Annotated in this window: 11 protein-coding genes; all 11 read right to left on the reverse strand. The window is 72.4% G+C overall.

Translation table 11 applies throughout. From position 1 onward, the window contains the following. Positions 1 to 13: 13 nt before the first annotated feature. A complete protein-coding gene (locus NBY65_RS17625) occupies positions 14 to 2,530 on the reverse strand; it encodes a tetratricopeptide repeat protein (protein ID WP_162530796.1) in 2,517 nt (838 codons plus the stop codon). Between the two features lie 284 nt (positions 2,531 to 2,814). Further along, entirely contained in the window at positions 2,815 to 3,780 is a 966-nt protein-coding gene (locus NBY65_RS17630; RefSeq protein ID WP_162530795.1) for an alginate O-acetyltransferase AlgX-related protein, read from the reverse strand. 92 nt (positions 3,781 to 3,872) lie between these two features. Next, the gene (locus tag NBY65_RS17635) at positions 3,873 to 4,637 is read right to left on the reverse strand and encodes a GDSL-type esterase/lipase family protein (RefSeq protein WP_239003043.1); all 765 of its coding nucleotides are present in this window, start codon (positions 4,635 to 4,637) and stop codon (positions 3,873 to 3,875) included. Continuing rightward, entirely contained in the window at positions 4,634 to 7,171 is a 2,538-nt protein-coding gene (locus tag NBY65_RS17640; protein ID WP_162530794.1) for a tetratricopeptide repeat protein, read from the reverse strand. The genes NBY65_RS17635 and NBY65_RS17640 overlap by 4 nt, the downstream gene beginning before the upstream one ends. A gap of 1 nt (position 7,172) precedes the next feature. Next, complete coding sequence (locus tag NBY65_RS17645; protein ID WP_150043847.1) at positions 7,173 to 7,883, reverse strand: ABC transporter permease; 711 nt, start codon at positions 7,881 to 7,883, stop codon at positions 7,173 to 7,175. 4 nt (positions 7,884 to 7,887) lie between these two features. Then, the gene (locus NBY65_RS17650) at positions 7,888 to 8,901 is read right to left on the reverse strand and encodes an alginate O-acetyltransferase AlgX-related protein (protein WP_150043845.1); all 1,014 of its coding nucleotides are present in this window, start codon (positions 8,899 to 8,901) and stop codon (positions 7,888 to 7,890) included. Between the two features lie 131 nt (positions 8,902 to 9,032). Then, positions 9,033 to 10,160, reverse strand: coding sequence for an alginate O-acetyltransferase AlgX-related protein (locus tag NBY65_RS17655; RefSeq protein WP_150043843.1), 1,128 nt, complete (start codon positions 10,158 to 10,160; stop codon positions 9,033 to 9,035). Positions 10,161 to 10,164: 4 nt separating this feature from the next. Then, a complete protein-coding gene (locus NBY65_RS17660) occupies positions 10,165 to 11,598 on the reverse strand; it encodes an MBOAT family O-acyltransferase (RefSeq protein WP_150043841.1) in 1,434 nt (477 codons plus the stop codon). Beyond that, positions 11,595 to 12,095 (reverse strand): cellulose biosynthesis protein BcsD, encoded by a 501-nt coding sequence (gene bcsD / locus NBY65_RS17665; protein WP_150043839.1) that lies wholly within the window; start codon positions 12,093 to 12,095, stop codon positions 11,595 to 11,597. Before bcsD ends, NBY65_RS17660 begins: the two co-directional genes overlap by 4 nt. Next, a complete protein-coding gene (locus NBY65_RS17670) occupies positions 12,092 to 14,758 on the reverse strand; it encodes a cellulose synthase subunit BcsC-related outer membrane protein (protein WP_162530793.1) in 2,667 nt (888 codons plus the stop codon). Before NBY65_RS17670 ends, bcsD begins: the two co-directional genes overlap by 4 nt. After that, positions 14,755 to 19,212 (reverse strand): UDP-forming cellulose synthase catalytic subunit, encoded by a 4,458-nt coding sequence (gene bcsA / locus NBY65_RS17675; protein WP_150043835.1) that lies wholly within the window; start codon positions 19,210 to 19,212, stop codon positions 14,755 to 14,757. Before bcsA ends, NBY65_RS17670 begins: the two co-directional genes overlap by 4 nt. Positions 19,213 to 19,347 lie beyond the last annotated feature (135 nt).

Raw genomic sequence — 19,347 nt, forward strand, 5'->3', positions numbered from 1 at the left:
TGCATCCGCCGTCTCAGCGGAGCTGGCGTTCGCGCAGCTCCCGGGCCCGTTCCAGATCGTCGATCGCCGCGCCGGTCCGCCCCTGTGCCCTGGCCAGCCGGGCCGAGGCGACATAGGTGCGGGGATCGCCGGGAAACAAGTCCCGGGTCTCCGCCAGCAGGCGCCCGGCGCGGCTGAAATCGTGCTGCTGGATCGCCAGGTCCAGCGCCGCCAGCCGTACCTCGATGCTGTCGGGGCTGCGTTGCAGCAGCGTGTCGGTGATGCTGCGCGCTTCCTCCGGCTTGCCGTTCTTCTGGTACAGCCGGCCCAGCGCCAGGTTGAGCCCGGGATCGGCGGCGTTGCCCGCCAGCCGCGGCGCCAGCACGTCGAACGCCTCCGCCGGCCGGCCCTGCTCGTTCAGCCGGTCGGCCTGCTGCACGGCGATGCCGTTCATCAACTGGTCGGCCCCGCCGCGCAGCGCGACCGGCAGGCTGGCCCGGTCGATGCCACGCAGCAGCGTGCGCGCGTCCTGGGTCATCCCCCCTTCCAGCAACACCCCGGCATAGGCGATGCGCTGCTGCGACGTGGGCGCGGTGGTGCTCGCCAGTGCCGCGCGGATCGCCGCCCGCATCCCGGCCTTGTCGCCCATGCGCAGCAGCGTGCGGCCGATCGTGCTGCCGCGCACCCCGTTCGGGTCCGCGGCGGCGGCCAGCGCCAGCAGCCGCGCCCGCGCCGCCTCCGGCTCCGTGGCATCGGCGGCCTGCCGTACCTGCTCCTGGATCGCCTGCCGTTCCTGCAGGTCCTGCATCGAGCGGGTGCGGTTGCGGGCCGGCAGGCGGGCGATCAACTGGTTGGCCAGGGCCAGGTCGTCGGTGTCCTGGGCGAAGGCGATCGCCGCCTGCAACGCATCCGGGTCGGCGCGGTCGCCGGCGAGCGCCCCGGCCATGACCTGCTTCGCCTCGGCGCGCTGGCCCTGCTTCAGCAGGTCCCGTGCCAGGTCCAGCCGCAGCCAGGCATGGCCCGGATCCAGCGCCAGCCCCGAGCGGAGCAGGGCGATCCGCGCATCCGCGTCGTCGAGCTTCGTCGCCTGGACCCGCAGCCGCTCCGCCCGGCTGCGGCGCAGCGCCTGCAGCCCGGTCCGGTTGCCGCTTCTGGTGAACAGCTCCTGGGCCTGGGCATAGAGCGCATCGGCCTCCTGCCCGCGCCCCTGGCGGGCCAGCGCGTCGGCCAGCCCCAGCACGGCATCCGCATTGCCCGGCGCCATCTGCACGGCGCGGCGCAGGTTTTCCTCGGCCTCGGCCAGCCGGCCCGCCCGCAACTGGATGTTGCCCAGGGTCAGGTAATTGCCGGCATTGCGGTCCTTCTGCATCAACTGCCGCAGCAGCCGTTCGGCCTGGTCGTACTTGCCCTGGTCGGCGAGCCGGTTGACCTGGGCATATTGCGCGCGCGCCGCGGCGGCGGCGGTCTCGCCCAGGGTGGCGCGGAATTCGTCGCGCCGGTCCGGGGCCAGCGCGAAGGCGCGCTCGATCAGTTTGGTCGCCTCGGCCTGCCGGTTCTGCCGGCGCAGCATCATCCCCAGGAAGACCATGGTCTCGGCATCCTCGGGATCCTCGGCCAGGGCGGTGCGGAATTCCCGCTCGGCTTCCGCCAGCTTGCCCTGCGCATGCGCCTCGTAGCCGCGGATGCGCGCCATCGGGCCGCGGTTGGGCTGCAGCGTCTGGTGCACCTCGTCGCGCCTCTGCACGATCTTCGTGTCGTCGGGATAGTCCTGCAGATAGGCCGTGAGCTGCTGCTCGGTCTCGGCGTTCGCCCCCTGCCAGAGCAGCGCCTCGCGCCAGGCGTCGCGGGCGGCCTGCGCCGTCAGCGGCTGGTGGTTCAGCTCGCGCAACTGCCGCATCCCCGCCGGCCGCGTGCCTTCCTGGAAGGTCTGCAGCCGCGCATAGGCCAGCCGGAGATAGATGTTCAGCGGCTGGCGCTCGGCGGCGCGCGCCAGTTCCGTGTTGGCGGTGGCGAAGCCCTCCGGCGAGGAGCTGCCCAGCACGAGATAGTATTCGGTGGCCAGGTTCTCCGGCACCTTGCCCTGCCACAGCCGGCGATAAAGCCGCAGCGCATCCTGGCTGCGGCCGGCGGCGGCGAGCTTGCGGGCTTCTTCCAGCGTCGCCCGTTCGGCCGGGCCGAGCGGGCGTTCCGCCGCCGCCGCGAGGGCCGTATCACCGGGGGCGACCTCGCGCAACTGCCGGCGATAGGTCTCGGCCGCGGCGTCGTGGCCGAGCTGGGACGAGAGCCGGGCGGCCATGGCCAGCAGGTCGGGATTGGCCGGCCAGATGCCGAGCGCGCGCTCCGCCTCCTGCAGCGCCAGCTCCGGGCGGTCGTTGTTCTCCCAGAACAGCGCATTCTGGTAGATCTGCGCCAGAAGGGAGGCGGGTTGCTGGGGCTGCGGCTGGCCCTGCGGTGGGATCTGCGCGCCGGCCGGGGGCAGGCCGGCTATCATGACCGCAAGCAGGGCCACGAGCAGCACCGTCCCGCGCGGATGCGGTCGGCACCGCGGCATCGCATCGTGCTCCCCCGGGGCGTTTCGGTCGCCATCAGGGCCATTCTGGCGTTCGGCTGTTGTGTGACTCATCGCGGGGCGGTTTCTCCGTCACCGTCTTCGCCCGCGCCGGTGCCTTTCCCGGGCGCGCGGACCATCGAATGCAGGGCGGATAAGCGCAGCGCAATCCGCCGGCGGAAGGTGGCCACCTCGTGGAGCAGTGCGATGGCGGATTGCGCTGCGCTTATCCGCCCTACGTGACGACGTGACCTGCGCTGCAACCCCGCCAAGGTGGCCTGTCCCCCCTAGGCCGCCAGGGCGCCGCGCACGCGCGCGAGGAACTGGTCGGGCCGCAGCGGCTGCAGCGCGACATTGGGGCCGAGGAAGACATTGGTCTCGACGAAGTTCCACACGATCAGCGCCGGACGGTTCTTCCGGAAGGACGGGCCTTCCAGGTACTCGCGCATCACGTCGAAGACGCTGTTCGGCAATTGCTTCCACATCAGGCTGACCGGCCGTGCCAGCGCCTGCGACAGCGCCGGGGCGAAATTGTAGGGCGTGTTCATGTAGCTGCTGCCGATCACCGCGACATCGGCCTTGTCGTCGTCGATCAGGCCGCCGCCCTGCAGCGGCGGACGGATCATCTGGGTTTCCGCGGCAACGGCGCTGCGCTCGGCGGGCGGCAACAGCGGCACCAGGTCGTGGCGCGTGTAGGGCTGGCGCACCGCGACGCCGAGCCGGGTGAAGGGACGGGTGCTCTTCGGCAGGGTGAGCCGCTCCGCGACCAGCTTCGCGGTCTCGGCGGCGGCAGCTTCCGCGGCGAAGGCCGTCCAGTGCGAATCGGTTTTGAAATACAGCGGCTCGGCCGGGGCCTCCCGCCGCAGCCGGGCGAACAGCGCGGCGAGGTCGGCGGCGATGCCGCCGCAGCCACGCAGGACCTGCAACCCCTCGGCGTAGCGCGTCGGGCCGCGCGCGGGGGCGAGCAGCTCCTCCGGCGCGAAATCCGGATAGACGGTCGCCTTCGCCGGCACCAGGCAGAAGGCGGTGGCGATGCCGGCCTGGCGCAGCAGCGACACGGTGTCGGTGAGGACCTGCCGCGTCTCGTTGGCCTGGCGGGGATCGACCGGCACGGCCTTGTCCCAGATCCCGTAGACCCATCCATCCTTGCCGCGGAGGGCGGAGGGCCGCCCCGTCTGCGCGAACGCGGGGGATGACGCCAGAAGCGCCGAGGCAGTCCCGAGAACCGCCGCGCGCCGGCCGATCCTATGCATCCGATCCTCCATCCCGCCGGCCTGCGCGTCGCCCGCGCCGGCAGCGGCAAGTCTGCGCTGTTTCGATATCGAAGTCATCCGCGGGCCGCCTGTCAGTTCGCGGCCGGTGGCAGCAGGCGCCGGATCGTCGGCTCCAGCGCCCCCGAGAGGATGCCGTAGCCGACCCAGCTCGGGTGCAGGAAGTCCTGCGCGATCTGAGCCGGCAGCCGTCCCTGCGCATCGAGCAGCAGCGCGCCGGGATCGGCATAAAACACCGAGACGCCATCGGCACAGCGGGCGATCAGCGTGTTCACCTTCTGCTGCAACTGGCGCAGCGGGTGCTCCGGGCCGGGGCCGCGCGGCATCAGCCCGAGCAGCAGGATCCGGCTGTCCGGCGAGCGCTGGCGGATCTGGCTGATCACCTCGCCGATGCCATAGGCGACGTCTTCCGGCGCCTTGGACGGCCAGAGATTGTTGGTGCCGATCAGCACCACCACCAGGCGCGGCCGCAGCGTGTTGAGCGGGGTGCGCGCGAGCCGCCACAGCAGCCCCTGGGTGGTGTCGCCGCCGATGCCGAGATTGATCGCGCCGCGCTGCGCGTAGAACAGGTCAAACACGACCTGGTACCAGCCCTCGACGATGGAATCGCCCAGGAACAGCATCCCCGCCCGCGCGCCCTGGCGGGCCGCCAGCTCGCGTTCCAGCAGGGTGGCGCGCTCGCGCCAGCTTGGGATGGGCAGATAGGTCGGTTGCGCATCCGCCGGGCGCGCCGCCCGCGCCGGCAGGCCGCACACCCCTGGCATGGGCTGCGCCAGGGCGGCGGCCGGGATGGCCAGGGCCATGGCGATGGCCAGCAGCAGGGCGCGGTGCGGCGTCACTCGGGTTTCACGAGCTGCCGTTCGCGCAGCATGCGTGCCTTCTCCAGGTCGTTCATGGCTTTGCCGTTCTGTCCTCGGGCTTTCGCCAGGGTGGCGGAGGCCACGTACACGCGTGGCTCCTCGGGGAACATGTCGCGGGTCTCGGCCAGCAGCCGTTCCGCTTCGGCGAGCTCGCCGCGCCGGATCGCTGTCGTCACCGCGGTGAGGCGGACGTCGAGATTGTCGGGATGGCGCTGCAGCAGCGTCTCGGTGATGGCCTGCGCCTCGCGCGGCCTGCCGTTGTCCTGGTAGATCCGGCCGAGCGCCAGATTGAGCCCGGGATCGGCGGGATCGCCGGACAGGCGCGGCGCCAGCGCCTCGAACGCTTCCGCCGGCCGGCCTTGCTCGTTCAGCCGGTCGGATTGCTGCACGGCGATGCCGTCCAGCACCTGCGCGAGCAGCCGGCGCGACGGCTCCGGCAGGCCGCGCCGGTCGAGCTCGCGCACCAGCGCGCGGGCGTCCCGGGTCAGCCCCGCCTTCAGCAGCACCCCGGCATAGGCGATGCGCTGCTGCGGCGTGGGCGCGACGGTGCTCGCCAGCGCCGCCTGCAGCGCGCTGCGCGCCGCGCCCTTGTCGCCCAGGCGCAGCAGCGCGCGACCGATCTCGTTGCCGCGCACCCCGGCCGGATCCGGCTGCGCGGCGAGCACAAGCAGGGCTGCGCGGATGCGGGAAGGCTCGTCGCCACTGGTGAGGGCGGCCTGGACCTGCTCGCGCGCCACCGCCTGCTGCTGCAGGGTCCGCATCGCCTCGCTGCGCTCGCGCGGCGGCAGGCGGTCGATCAGCCGGTTGGCCAGCGACAGGTCGTCGGTCTCGTAGGCGAAGGCGATCGCGGCCTTCAGCGCATCCGGGCTGACGGCGGTGCCGGCAACACCCTCCGCCATGATCCGTCGCGCCTCCGCGCCCTGGCCCTGCTTCTGCAGCGCCCGCGCCAGATCCAGCCGCAGCCAGGGATGATCGGGATCGAGCCCCAGCCCCTGGCGCAGCAGTGCGATCCGCGCCACCGGATCGCCCGTACCCGTCGCCTGCCGCCGGAGCCGGTCGGCGCGGCTGCGATCGAGCTGCCGCAGCCCGGCACGGTCACCGGCGCGGGTCAGCTTCTCCTCGGCCTCGGCCCGCAGCGCCTCGCTCTCCGACGCCTTGCCCTGCCGGTCCAGCACATCGGACAGGCCGGCCAGCGCGTCGGCGCCGCGCGGGCCGAGCGTGAGCGCCGTGCGGTAGCTCTCCTCCGCCTCGGCCAGCCGCCCCGCCCGTGCCTGGATGCCGCCCAGCGCCACGAAATTGCCGGCGGTGCGGTCCCGGCGCATGAGCTGGCGCAGCAGTGTCTCGGCCTTGTCGAGCGCGCCCTGGTCGGCCAGCCGCCGTACCTCGGCATAGCGCGCGCGGACCGCCTTGCCGGCATCCTCGGCGGGCGGCTGGCCCGGCTGGTCCCCGTCGCCCACCGTCGCGCGGAACTCGTCGCGGCGATAGGGGGCAAGTTCATAGGCGCGGTCGAGCAGTTTGGTCGCCTCCGGGAAGCGCTTCTGCTTGCGCCGGATCAGCGCCAGCGCCACCATCGCCTCGGCATCGTCGGCGGTGGCGGCGAGTGCCGCCTGGAATTCGCGCTCGGCGTCTTCCGTGCGCCCCGAGGACAGCGCTTCCCATCCGCGCATGCGCGCCAGCACGCTCTCGTCGGGCAGGCTCGCCCGCACCTCCTTCAGTTTTGCCTCGATCGCCGGGTCGCCGGGATAGGCGCGCAGATAGGCCTCCAACTGGTCGCGCGTCTGGAAATCCGCGCCCTGCCACAGCAAGGTTTCATGCCAGGCGGCGCGCGCCTGTTCGGCCACCGCCGGCTCGCGGGTCAGCTCGCGCAGCAATTCGATCCCGCCGGCGCGGGCGCCTTCCTGGAAGGTCTGCAGCCGCGCATAGGCCAGCCGGAACGCCAGCTCCGTCGGCCAGCGCGCCATGACGGCGGAGAGGGCGTCGCTGGCCTCGATGAAGCCCTCGGTCGAGCTGCCGCCCAGCAGCAGGTAGAATTCCACCGCCAGGCTGTCGGGGATCTTGCCGCGGGTGAACTGGCGATACAGCCGGATGGCGTCTTCCTTGCGGCCGGCATCGGCAAGCTTGCGGGCCTCGGCCAGCACTTGCAGCTCCGCCGGGCTGTGGCGTTGCTCCGCCGCCAGCGCTGCCAGGCGGGGATCCTGCGGTGCCGCCTCGCGCAGGCGGGCGGTACAGGCATCGCCGGCATCGTATTCCCCGAGCTGGTAGGCCAGCCGGGCGGCAAGGGCGAGCAGGTCCGGGTTCTGCGGCTGCAGGGCCAGGGCCCGCTCCAGCTCCTGCCTGGCCCGGTCGGGCTGGCCGCGCTGGTTCCAGAACAGGGCGTTGCCGATCAACTGGGTGAGCGCGGTGGCGGAAGGCGCGGCATCCTGGGCCCGCAGCGGGGCCGGCCCGGCCAGCGGCCCCCCGATCAGGGCCGCGGCCAGCAGCGCACGCGCCGCAGTCCGGCGCGGCCGCTTCACATCAGGGCCGCCATCGCGCCGTTGCATCGCGGGTCAGGAACGCGGTCGGGGCCTCGCCCGGCCGCATCAGCCAGACGCTGTACATGCCGCCCGCTTCCAGCCCTTCCAACGCGAAGGCCGGGGCTGCCTGGCCGTCGCAACCGGCCTTCAGCCGTGCGCTCACCGGGTTGACGCTGCGGCTTCTGGCGCTGCCCGGGGCCACGTCCTGGAACACCGCTGGTCCGTCCGGGTCCAGCGCCAGCGTGGCGGCGGCGCAGCCGGGGGTGGCGTTGTAGAAGGTCAGCCGGGCCCGGCTCTGGTTGAACTCGGTGCGGTCGACCACCGGCACGGCGTCGATGCCGCGCCCGGAGGCTTCCCCGGATGCCTCCAGGATCACGGTGACGAAACTGCCCGGCGCGACCGTCAGGCGGGCCTCGCTGTCCTGGCCACCCTGCTGCATCCGCAGCCCGAGCGTGCGGCCGGCGACCTTCTCGACCACCTGATAGGCGGAGACGCGCTGTTCCGGCGCGGTGCCGAGCGTCTGTGCCGGCAGGAAGTCGGGGCGCAGCGCCACCGCGTCGCCGAGCCCGTTGACGAAGCGCAGATAGGCCGAGCCCGGCGGCGGCAGCGGGTCGTAGACCTGATGCTGCGCCCGCGCCGGCGTACCGGCGAGCAGGCCGCCCAGCAGTGCCAGCGCGGCAACCGGCCGGGGGAAGGACAGGAGCGTCAGCACGCCATCACCCGCCGACCACGCGGCGCAGTTCCTGCAGGAAGGCGGCCGGCGGCATGGCGTTCGGCCCCCAGACATCGCGGCGGTCGGAGGGATTGCTCATGTCGATTTCCAGCATGGCCCAGACGACCAGCTTCGGGCGGCGGCGCCGGAAGGCGTCGCTGCCGAGGCAGGACAGCAGGGTCTGGTACGGGCCGTACTGGTGCACCTTCCAGGTCAGCGACACCGGTCGGTCGAGCTGGTTGGACAGCACCGGGGCGAAGCCGAACAGCGGTTGCAGGAAGCTGTTGCCGACCACCGCCACGTCGGCGCTGTCGTCCTCGACCAGCGCAGTGCCGCCCTGCTGCAGCGGCCGGCGCACCGGGAAGGATTCCAGCCGGTACTTGGGGGCCTCGGAGAGCGGCAGCATCGCCACCAGATCGTTCTTCTCCTGCAGCGCCATGACCGGCGCGCCGAGCCGCGTGCCACCCTGCGGCGCCGGCGGCAGCCGGAATTTCTGTTTGATCTGGCTGGCAACTTCGGTGGCGGCACACTCGGCGCCCGCCGCGGTCCAGTGGGTGTCGCCCTTGAAGAACAGCGGGGTCGCCGGCTGCGCCGCGTGCAGCCGCTGCAACGGCGCCGCCAGATCGGGCACCAGCGCGCCGGATTTGCGCAACGCCTCCAGCGCCATCGCGTAGCGCTGCTCGGTCTGCGCGGTGAAGCGGAAATCCTCCGGCAGGGCCGCGCGATAGATGCGCGCCTTGGCCGGCAACAGGGCGATCGCCACCTCGATGCCGGCGCGCCGCAGGATTTCGACCGCGCCGTTCAGCAGGTCGGTGGTCTGGCGGATCCGGTTCGGGTCGAGGCGGCGCACTTCCTCCCAGATCGGGAACAGCCAGCCATCCTGGCCGACCACCACCAGGTTCACGATGGCCGCGCCGGCCTGCCCTGGCACGCCGGCCATGATCGTGCCGGCGGTCAGCCCGCCAAGCACGGCACGGCGTGAAATCGCGGTTTTCGCTGTGGCGGCCACTGAATGCATAATCGATCGCTGTCCTGTTTGCCGGGTGCGAAACTAATCCGATGGGTGATGATTGGCAAGCAAAGGCAATCCACGCGGGATAAGTTGTTGTTGCTATCTGGTAACATTGCCATGGATCGCATGTGGTTCGGTCAGCGGGCCGATGGCGATTCGGTCAATATTGTTGACAACAATTCCGCTTCGTCCCGGCCGGGTGGCTGGCCGAGCACGCGTTCGGGGAATTCCCAGACCACCAGCCGCGGCGGGGTCTCGCGGAAGGCGGTGCTGCCCAGGTATTCGCGCGCGGCGCCGGCGAAGCCGCCGCCAGGGCGGGCGAAGCCGGTGACCTCGCGGCCGAACGCCTGCCGCAGCCGGCCGAGGAAATTGCCATTCGCCGAAAACGAACTGCCGAGCAGCGTGATCTCGACCGGCGGCGCGTCGTCGAGCAGGCCGGGTGCGGGCGCGCTTGCCGCGGCGATGGTGCGTTCCGGCGCTTCCTCGTCCGGGCGTGGCCGCAGCCGGGGCCAGCCCAGGTCGGGCACGGCGTCGAGGCTCATCAGCCGCAGCAGATCGCCCGCGCGCGGCGCCGGCGTCCCGGTCGCCTCGGTGCGGAAAGATGCCGTTCCGGGCTGCAGGTCGGACTGGTCGGCGACCCGCGCGGCGGCGAGCGCCGCGCCCGCCTGGTTCCAGTGCGTGTCGGTCCGGTAATAGAGATCCTGCCCGGCGGCACGAAAGGCTGTGAGCAGATCGACCTGGGCGATGCCGCGCGCGGCCAGCAGCCGGGCGAAGGCGGCGTAGCGGGACCGCGCCTGCGCCGAATAGTCGAGGCCGCAGAGATGCGCGCCGGCGACGCGGGCCTTGTCCGGCACCACCACGACGAGCAGCCCGATCCCCCGCGCACGCAGATGGTCGGCGACGCGGCGGACGAGGTCGGCGCGGCCGGCCATGGCCGCCTCGGCCGCGGGCCAGGGCCGCAATTCCTCGGTGAGATAGAGCCAGTCGTCGCAGCCGACGCCGACCTGCGGGCCGCCGGAGCGGAACAGCGTCCAGCGCAGCACGCCGCCGGTCGCGCGCAGCCACGGATCGGCGGGCAGGTTGTGCGACATGATGTGGTTGACCGCCGCCGCGGCGCGGCCGGAGAGCACCGCCGCGACCGAGCCCACCTCCTGCAACTGCAGCCGTGATTGCGGCGCGGCCAGGGCGGCGAGCCCCTGCCAGGCACCGAGGGCGAGGGCGGCGGCGGTGATGGCCCCGAGCAGGCGGTCGGCACGCGTGGACATCGGGTCAGAACTGGAAATACAGGAAGGGGACGGCGTCGCGGCTGTAGAGCAGCACGATGCCGAGCGAGAAGGCGGCGAGCGGGCCGGCCACGCGCATCCCGCCACCAAGCCAGCCGGGCAGGGGCAGCGCCGGGCGCGGGACGAGGCCGCGCAGCAGCGGCGCATAGACCGCCAGCAGGGCCAGCAGCAGCATCCCGTGCCGGTCCGGCGTGATCTGCCAGGCGAGCGCGTCGGACAGGCCGATGCCATGCAGCCCGAGCATGCCGGCATACAGGGTGCCGGCGGCCCCGAGATCGGCGGCGCGGAACACCACCCAGCCGAGCACCACCGCCAGCATGGTCAGCAGATGGGCGCCGAGCCGGTGCATGGGTGAAGCAGGGGCATGCCGGGGGCGTCGCCGCGACCACGCGCGATGCAGCCCGAGGCAAAGCCCCTGCCACGCGCCCCAGACGATGAAGTTCCAGCTTGCGCCGTGCCAGGCGCCGCCGATCACCATCACCGCCATCAGGTTCAGATAGGTGCGGACCGGGCCGTGCCGGTTGCCGCCGAGCGGCACGTAGAGATAGTCGCGCAGGAAGCGCGACAGCGTCATGTGCCAGCGCTGCCAGAATTCCTGGATGGAGGTGGCGAGATAGGGATTGTCGAAATTGGCCGGGAAATGGAATCCCATCATCCGCGCCAGCCCGATCGCCAGCAGCGAATAGCCGGCGAAGTCGAAATAGAGCTGCAGCGTGTAGGCCAGCGCCCCGGTCCAGGCATCGGCGAGGCTGGGCGCGGGCAGGGCGAAGGCGGCGTCGACGACCGGGCTCAGCGTGTCGCCGAACACCACCTTCATGGCGAAGCCGGTCATGGCGATGCGCGCGCCCTCGCCGAACAGGCGCAGCGAATGGGTGCGGTGCTTCAGCGCATCGGCGATCTCGGCGTAGCGCACGATCGGCCCGGCGATCAACTGGGGGAACAGCGCCTTGTAGGCGGCATAATCGAGGAAGCTGCGGCTCACCGGCACGCTGCCGCGGCGCAGGTCGACCAGGTAGCTGATCGATTGCAGCACGTAGAAGGACAGGCCGACCGGCAGCACGATCTGCGTCCAGGCCATGGGCTGGCCGCCCCAGGCGGTGACGAGGTCGTTGAAGGTGGCGACACCGAAATTGGCGTATTTGAAATAGCCGAGCACGCCCAGATTGCCGGCGAGCCCGGCCAGCAGCAGCACGCGGCCGCGCCGGCTGGCCGGGCCGGCGCGGTCCATGGCGCGGGCGACCAGGAAGGTGCCCAGGGTGACACCGGCCAGCAGCGCCAGGAAATCCACCCGCCACCACGCATAGAACGCCCAGGAGAACGCCACGATGACCAGGTTGCGCAGCCGCGCGGGGGCCAGGAAATACGTGGCGAAGAAGGCCGGCAGGAACAGCAGCAGGAATTCGAAGGAGGCGAAGATCATGACGGCGCGCGGATCGGCCCCGTGATCGCGCCGCTGACCTCGCCCGCCGTGGTGATGTCGTTGCGCCGGCCGTAGCGGAGGGTGACGGCGCGTGCGCTGACGGACTCGCGGCGCACGGTCATGCCGGGCTCGCTGCCGGGCTGCTGGGCGAGCCAGCCCTGGTAAAGCCCTTCGAGCAGCGCCGACATCCAGCTCCCCGGCGGATCCCCACCGGCACCGACCCGCGGCAGGCCGGTGTGGACGATCTGCAGGGCGGGATACTCGTCGGCGACATGCAGGCTCGCCTGGCCCCAGCCCATCAGGCCGAGCTGCTCGTTGATCTCGGCGGTGAGCAGGTCGATGCCGGAAACGGCGAGGATGGGACGCAGCTTCGCCATGCGGCGGCCGATCCCGCGCAGCAGCTCGTCGCGCGCGGCGACGCCGCCCTGGCTGTCGATTTCCTCGGCCAGCGCATGCAGGAACACGCGCCACTGGGGCGCCGGCGTGAGATCGCTCATGGCGTGGCTCCGTTGAAGACGTATTTCGCCACGAGCATGCCGGTGGCCTCGCGGAAATTGCCGACCTGCTGGTAGCCGAAGCGCCCTGACAGGGTCAGGGAGGGGCTGACGGCGTAGTCGACGGCCGCGCGGGCGGAGCCGGCGAAGCCGGTCTTGCTGCTCGCCGGCAGTTGCGCCGTCATCCCGGTCATGGTGGCGGCCTTGGCGGCCCAGGCGCCCTGCAGGGCCGGATCGAGCGGGAAATAGTCGGAACTGCTGCTGCGGTAGCTCTGCACGCCGGCGCCGACGCCGACTTCCCAGCTCAGCCAGTCATTGACCTGCTCGCGATAGGTGATCGGCATGATGGCGGAGACGTAGCTCTGCGGGCTGAAATAGCCGCCCTGGCCGAGGGTGTAGCCGCTCAGGTTCTTCGCGTACTGGAAGTAGGTCAGCTCCAGCCCGCCGCGCAGTTCCTGGGTGGGTGTCTTCCAGAGCGGCAGGCTGCCGCCGGCCTGCACCGTCACCATGGAGTTGTCCTGCACGTGCCGCCCGCGCAGCATCGCGCCGCCGACGCCGGCATGCAGCTCCATCGGGCCCGCGCTCAGTTCCAGTTGCGCCCGCCCGCCGGTGCGGGTGACGCCGCCCCAGGTCTGGCCGGTCACGGGATCACGGGTGCCGGCATAGGAGAGCAGCGAATCCTCGATGGCGCGGCGCTCGCCGGTCAGGCGCAGGCGCAGTTTCTCGGTGAGCTGCGGCGCCCACTCGATGCCGCCGAGCACGTTGGTGGTGGGGAAGCCGAGCGGGCTGCTGCCGACATCCACCTTCAGGCTGTTGAGCAGGTAGGCGAGGCCGAGCCCGACGCCGCTGGCCTGCTGGCTCGGCACGGTGGGGCCGCCATAGGTGACCGAGGTGCCGGAGCCCTGCAGCGCCAGGCCGGTGGAGCCGAAGCTCGAATAGGCCCAGGGATTGTTGCCGTCGAGCCGGCCGGCATCGAGGATGGTGGGGGTGATGTCGATGCGCAGCCGCCCGGTGCCGCCGGGGGAGAAATTGGCCTGCAGCGGCGTCGTGTACTGGGTCAGCCGGCTGGTCCCGGAATCGCCGGAGCGGCCGCGGATGTCGAGCCCGCCCTGGACCCAGGGGGCGACCTCGTTGCGCAGGGTGGCGATGTCGCGGTCGATGTCGCGCAGCAGCGGATCGGTGTCGCGCGGCAGGATGGTCAGCGTGGTGTCCGCCGTCCGCATCGCCGGCTCGCCGCCGCGGCGGAAGGGATTGACGAAGGGGGTCTGCCACGGGTCCGGGTCGTTGTTGGCCGGAAGCGGGGCCGGGGCGGGCGCGGCCGGAGCGACCGGCCGGGCGGGACGCGGCCGGGCGGGGGCGCCGGGCTGCAGCGGCAGCGGCCCGAGCGCGCCGGCCTCATCCGCGGCATCGTCGACCAGGGCCATGACCACGACCGGGGCCGTGCCCGTCGCGCCGCCCGGGCCGCGGCCCGGGGCGGCGGCGGCATAGGCGCGGCCGGGGGCGGGGGTGCGATAGCTGGCCAGTTGGGCCTGCAGGTCGCGGGCACGTTCCAGGTGGCGGGTGGCGCGCGCCTCCTCGCCCAGGCCGCGTTCGAGATCGGCGGCGACCAGCCAGGCCTGCGGGTCGTTCGGGGCCTGGCGCAGCCCGTCCTGGGCCAGTTGCCGGGCGCGCACCCGCTCGTTCAGCGCCAGCGCTGCCTGCACCGCGTCCTGCCGCGCCGCCATGTTGGCGGGCTCGCGGCGCAGCAGGGTCTCGCGCAGCGCCAGCACCTGCCGCGGCCCGGGGGCGGGGGCCGGGGCGACGGGCGGGGTCAGGGCGAAGGGGGTGAAGGCGACCTTCACCCCGGCCGGGATGGCGGCCGCCTGGGCCGGCCATTCCCGCGGCGTGGTCCAGGGGGCCGCGCGCGACGGCGCCATCGCCCGCAGCCTCGCCTCGGCCTCCGGGTGGCCCGGGGCGAGCAGCAGGGCGCGGCGCAGGCTGTCGCGGGCCCGTTCGGGCTCGTTGCGGGACTGCCACATGTCCGCCTGCTGCAGCAGCACCTCGAAGGCGCGGTTCGCCGGCGCGGGGGCGGGGGCCGCCGGCGGTGAAGGCGGCGGGACGGAGGGCGCCTCGGCGATCGTGGTCCGGGGCTCCGGAGCGGGGACAGGGGCGGGCGGGGCCGGGGTCGCCACGGCGACATCCATCCGCTCGCTTGCCTCCCGGTCGCTCGCCGGATCGCCTGCCCAGTCCGGCGCCGCGCCGGCACGTGGCCGGATGGTGGTCTTCGGCCCGATCACCGCCTCGGCCGGGCGGGCCCAGGGGGGAGAGGCGGCCTCGGCGAGCCAGGCGTCGAAGCGCGGCCTCACGGCCGGGGGGATGGCCGGGACGGCGGCCGTGTCCTGGCTCCATGCCCCGGTGTCCTGGGGCTCCTGGGGCGGGAGGGGAGACGACAGGACAAAGGGGGGCGGGGCGGCCGGGCGCGGCGCGGCGCTGGCCGGCACCAGCTCCGCCATGGCCCGGTCGAATTGCCCGAGGGCAAGGTCCGTCAGTCCGCCGAGGCCGACCCCGGCGATGGCCGCGACCGGCACCAGCACGGTCATGACCTGCAGGGCCTGCCGGAACCCGGGCTCCGCCGTGTCGGGCGCGGGGCCGTCCTGCCGGGGGAGGGGATGAGGCTGGGGGGTCATGGATTGGCTCGTGATGCGGGAGGGGGCTTGCGGCCACGCCGGCCACCGTGGCGCACCAGGCTGAGCATGCCGAGGCCGAACAGGCTGCACCCGCCCAGCATGATGGTGGCGAGCAGCACCGGACGGTCGCTGAGCGCCCAGCTCGGCCATAGCCAGAACGGCAGGTGGCCGAAGGTGTAGGTGTCGCCGATGCGGAAGGAGCTGGGCTCGCCGCCCTTGAACAGCGTCAGGTCGCCCTGGATGCGCTGGTTCTGCGCGGGGTCGTCGAAGCCCAGGATCATGGTCTCGATCGCCTGGGGCGTGGCGGCGAGCAGGGCCACCAGCGACCGGCCGCGCTGCAGCGGGCTTTCCATGCCGACCAGCGCGGCCCAGTCGTCGGACAGGCCCGCGGCGATGGCGGCGGCGGCGCGGTCGCGATCGCGCGCGCCGGCATCGCCGAACAGGCGCAGCACCGGGTTCAGCTCGTCGGCGACGGCGACGGTGATGCCGCCTTCCGTCGGCCGCACCGGTGCGCGGTCCAGCAGGCCTCCGGCGCTGCCGAGATGCTGCAGCGTGCCCAGCAGCAGCAGGTCGCGCCCGGCGACGGCGGAGAGGTCGCCCGGCCGGGTCACCACCAGGCCGGTCGCCGGGTGGCCGACGAAGGCGCCGATGCGGCCCATCAGCATCAGGAAGGCGCTGATCTCCACCCCGCCCGGCTGTTCGGGCAGCACGACGGCGGTGTCGGAAAGATCGGCCATGCGGGTGAAGGGAAAGCCGGCCGAGGCGAACCAGGCGAGGTTGGGCAGGGTGGAGACCCGCCAGCCGCGGCTGAGGTCGACGGTGCTGTCCGGATCGACGGCCATGCGCAGGTCGGCCGGCACGGCGACGCAGTCGCCGCGATGCAGCGGGCGGGCGTCGAAGAAAAGCTGCAGGTCGTTCTGGGCGAATACCGTGTAGGTGGGCAGCGGCACCGTGGTGTCGAGCCGCCGCGGCTGCAGGCCGACCAGCCGGCGCAGCGGGTCCAGCCCGACCCCCTCCGGCGCCAGCGAGCGGGTCTGGATATAAAGCCCGTTCATGCTGACATCGAGCCGTGACGGGCCGAGATCGATCACCGGCCCGGGCGGGGCGGTGATGCGCAGGTCGAGCGGGAAGGGGCGGTCGCGCCAGGTGTAGAAATCAGGCGCGGTGCGGAAGGCGACATGCAGCATGCCGACATAGCCGCGATTGATCAGCGCCGAGGGCTCCACCAGCTCGCCGAGCCGCACCGGGCGGTCGGCGGGGATCCAGTTGGGCGCGTCGTAGGGGCGCCGCTGCGGCAGTTCCGGGGCGCGCACCGTGGCCAGGGGGACGTTGCCGAAGGCGCGGGCGCCGATCGCCAGCGCGGTGGCGGCGGCCTCGGCCTCGCGCGGGGTGCGCCCGGCCACCACCAGCAGCGAACCGAGGCTGTCGGTGGGGTTGGCGACCACGGCGAGCGTCGGGCCGCTGAGGGCGGGCAGGCCGAGGCCGCTGGCGGCCACGTCCTCGCCGACCAGGATCACCACCGCGTTGCCCTCGCCGGGCGGGCGGGTCATCAGCGGGAAGCTGGCGCCGCGATAGGCGGCGTGCTGGCCGAACCAGGAAGCCAGCACGCCGGCGGCCTTCAGCGTCTCGTCGCGCGGGGCGGAGGGCAGCACGAAGGGCAGGGTCAGGCGCTCGCGCTCGCGCGGGTCGAAGAAGGGCAGCGGCAGCCGGCCGAGCCCGCGCTGGGCGGGCAGGCGCTCCAGCCGCAGCGTCAGGGTGGAGCTGTCATACAGGCTGCCCCAGAGCAGGCCGCTGAGCGGATCGTTGCATTCGCGGGTGTAGCGGCCGGTGAAGCGGAAATTCAGGTGGTTGCTGTCGGAGAGGAAGAAGGTCGGGCTGACCGGGAAGCTCACCTGGTAGGTGGGGTGGTCGCGGTCGACCGGGATGGTGCCGACGTACAGTTCGTTGAGGGTGACGGTGATGTTGCTGAATTCGGGGATCATCGACGGCGACATGGCGCCGGTCAGCGTCAGTTGCGCCGCGGTGACCACCTCGTCGGCGCGGATGCCGAATTCCAGGCCCTGCAGGTCGCTGGTGCCGCGCAGGGTCATGGTGCCGGCGGCGCCGAGCTGGCGGAGATTGAGCACCACCACCCGCGAGCCCGGTCCCTGGGCGTCGGCGAAGGCGGGACGGGCCGCCGCGAGGCTGTCAGGCGTGCCGGCGGCAGGCGCGCCGAGGGGGGCGAGGGTGCCGCCCGGGGGAGTCCCCGTGGGCGCGAAAGGTTGGGCTGCGGCGGGCAGGGCCAGCAGCAGCAGCAGCAACGCGGCGGCGCCGCCGCCGGCGGCGCCGAGCCGGCGGCGCGATCCCTTGTCGGCGCGCGCGCGCCCCTCGCCCTGCAGCAGCGAGCCGGGCGGGCGGAACAGGCCACGGATCGAGACCAGGACGTTCAACAAGCTGCGCAGCGGCCGGTCGGGGGGGTAGTCGCCCCAGCCGACCCAGGCATCGACACGGCCATAGACGATACGCACCACCCTCGCTTCCTCTTCCAGCGTGTCCACCTGCCACGTCACCTGCAACTGCTGCCCGCCGGCGCCGACCAGCCGGCCCGCGACGGTGATGTCTTCCTCGCCCGGCCAGAAGGTCACGGCAACCTCGCCTTCCGGCGCCGTGGCCGGCAGGCCGGGCAGGTGCATGCGTGCCCCGCTGGAGGAGATGTCGATGGTGACGCCCGCGTGCTCGGTGCCGTCGGGCAGGCGCACCCGTACCGGCAGCTCGGCGGCGATGCGCGCGCTGTTGCGCAGCTGCCGCGTCTCCCGCCCCACCGCCAGCGCCGCCAGCACGATCAGCAGGCTGAAGAAGCCCCAGATCGAATTGAGCAGCAGCGCCTGGAAGGTCAGCGTGTCGTTCTCGAACAGCGCGAGGCGGGTGATGCCGAGCCCCACGCCGGCGATCAGCAGCCCGGCGAGGATCAGGTTGGGATAGACCGCGCGCAGGTCGAAATAGCCGTTTTCCAGCAGGCCGCCCTTGGCGGTGACGTTGAACCGGCCGCGCCGCGGCGCGAGCAGCGTGACCAGGGTGACGCGCACCAGCGCCAGCGCGAGCACGCTTTCATAGATCTCGCTCCAGAACGAATGCCGCCAGTGCTGCTGGATGCGGGAATTGGTCATGGTCGAGAGCAGGATGTGCGGCAGCGAATAGGCGGTGATCGCCAGCGGCGAGGCGGCGATCACGTTCTGCCCGCCGAGCAGGTAGGCCAGCGGCGCCACCAGGAAGATGACGCGCGGCAGGGCGAACAGGAAATGCGAGCAGGCCTGCAGGTAGCACAGCCGCTGCCCGAGCGTCAGGCCGCGCCCGAGCAGCGGATTGTCGAGGCGGAAGATCTGCAGCATGCCGCGGGCCCAGCGGATGCGCTGGCCGATGTGCAGGCCCAGCCGCTCGGTGGCGAGGCCGGCGGCGAGCGGCAGGCGCAGATAGGCGCTCTCCCAGCCGCGCCGGTGCAGCTTGAGCATGGTGTGGGCGTCTTCGGTGACGGTCTCGGTGGCGATGCCGCCGATCTCCTCCAGCGCGGTGCGGCGCAGCACGGCGCAGGAGCCGCAGAAGAAGCAGGCGTTCCAGTAGTCGTTGCCATCCTGGATCAGGCCGTAGAACAGGTTGCCTTCCGAGGGCACGCGGGTGCCGGAGGCGAGGTTGCGCTGGAACGGATCGGGTGAATAGAAATGGTGCGGGGTCTGCACCATGGCCAGCCGCGGCTCGGCGACCATCCAGCCCATCGTCAGTTGCAGGAAGCCGCGCGTGGCGATGTGGTCGCAGTCGAAGATGACGATGTATTCGCCATCGGTCTGCCGCATGGCGTTGTTGAGGTTGCCCGCCTTGGCGTGGCGGTTGTTGTCGCGGGTGATGTAGCCGCAGCCGCAGGACGCCGCGAAGTCGCGGAATTCCGCGCGCCGCCCGTCGTCGAGGATGAAGACCTTCATCTTGCCCGGCGGCCAGTCCATGGACATGGCGGCCAGCACGGTCGAGCGGACGACGTCGAGGGATTCGTTGTAGGTGGGGATGAAGACGTCGACGGTCGGCCAGGTGGCGTCGTCGGCGGGCAGCGGCAGGGGACGGCGCCGGTAGGGGGCGATGGTCTGCACGTAGCCGAGGATCAGCACCATCGCGGCATAGAACTCGGCGGCGAGCAGGGCCAGGCCGAGCGCGAGTTCCAGGGTGGAGCCGAATTCCAGCGTCTCGGTCGCGCGCCAGAACACGTAGCGCAGCGTCATCGTCATGGAGAACATCATCATGACGAGGGTGACGACGCGGCCCTGCGCCCGTCGCATCAGCAGGTACATCGCCATGACGGCGCTGGCGAAGATCAGCTGGTCGCGCGCGCTCAGCGACACCGTCGCCGCGATGGTGACCAGCATGCCGCCAAGCAGGAGGGTCGCCGTCTCGCCGAGACGGTGCAGGACCGGGGGACCGTCCCGGCTCATGGTCGCGGGGTGCTCATGGCGTGCGGCTGCTCACGCCAAGGCGGCGGCTCAGCGCCGCGGCATGTGCAATTTTGAGAGGAATGTCATTTTTTTTAGACGCCACGGAGTCGCAGAAGCCGCTTGGTCCAGGGGGGC

The sequence above is a fragment of the Rhodovastum atsumiense genome (genome assembly GCF_937425535.1).
GTDB lineage: Bacteria > Pseudomonadota > Alphaproteobacteria > Acetobacterales > Acetobacteraceae > Rhodovastum > Rhodovastum atsumiense.

What these genes read in the sequence shown, in the direction of transcription:
- NBY65_RS17625 (WP_162530796.1), bottom strand. Translation starts at nt 2,530, where the DNA reads ATGCCGCGGTGCCGACCGCATCCGCGCGGGACGGTGCTGCTCGTGGCC.
- NBY65_RS17630 (WP_162530795.1), bottom strand. Translation starts at nt 3,780, where the DNA reads ATGCATAGGATCGGCCGGCGCGCGGCGGTTCTCGGGACTGCCTCGGCG.
- NBY65_RS17650 (WP_150043845.1), bottom strand. Translation starts at nt 8,901, where the DNA reads ATGCATTCAGTGGCCGCCACAGCGAAAACCGCGATTTCACGCCGTGCC.
- NBY65_RS17655 (WP_150043843.1), bottom strand. Translation starts at nt 10,160, where the DNA reads ATGTCCACGCGTGCCGACCGCCTGCTCGGGGCCATCACCGCCGCCGCC.
- NBY65_RS17660 (WP_150043841.1), bottom strand. Translation starts at nt 11,598, where the DNA reads ATGATCTTCGCCTCCTTCGAATTCCTGCTGCTGTTCCTGCCGGCCTTC.
- bcsD (WP_150043839.1), bottom strand. Translation starts at nt 12,095, where the DNA reads ATGAGCGATCTCACGCCGGCGCCCCAGTGGCGCGTGTTCCTGCATGCG.
- NBY65_RS17670 (WP_162530793.1), bottom strand. Translation starts at nt 14,758, where the DNA reads ATGACCCCCCAGCCTCATCCCCTCCCCCGGCAGGACGGCCCCGCGCCC.
- bcsA (WP_150043835.1), bottom strand. Translation starts at nt 19,212, where the DNA reads ATGAGCCGGGACGGTCCCCCGGTCCTGCACCGTCTCGGCGAGACGGCG.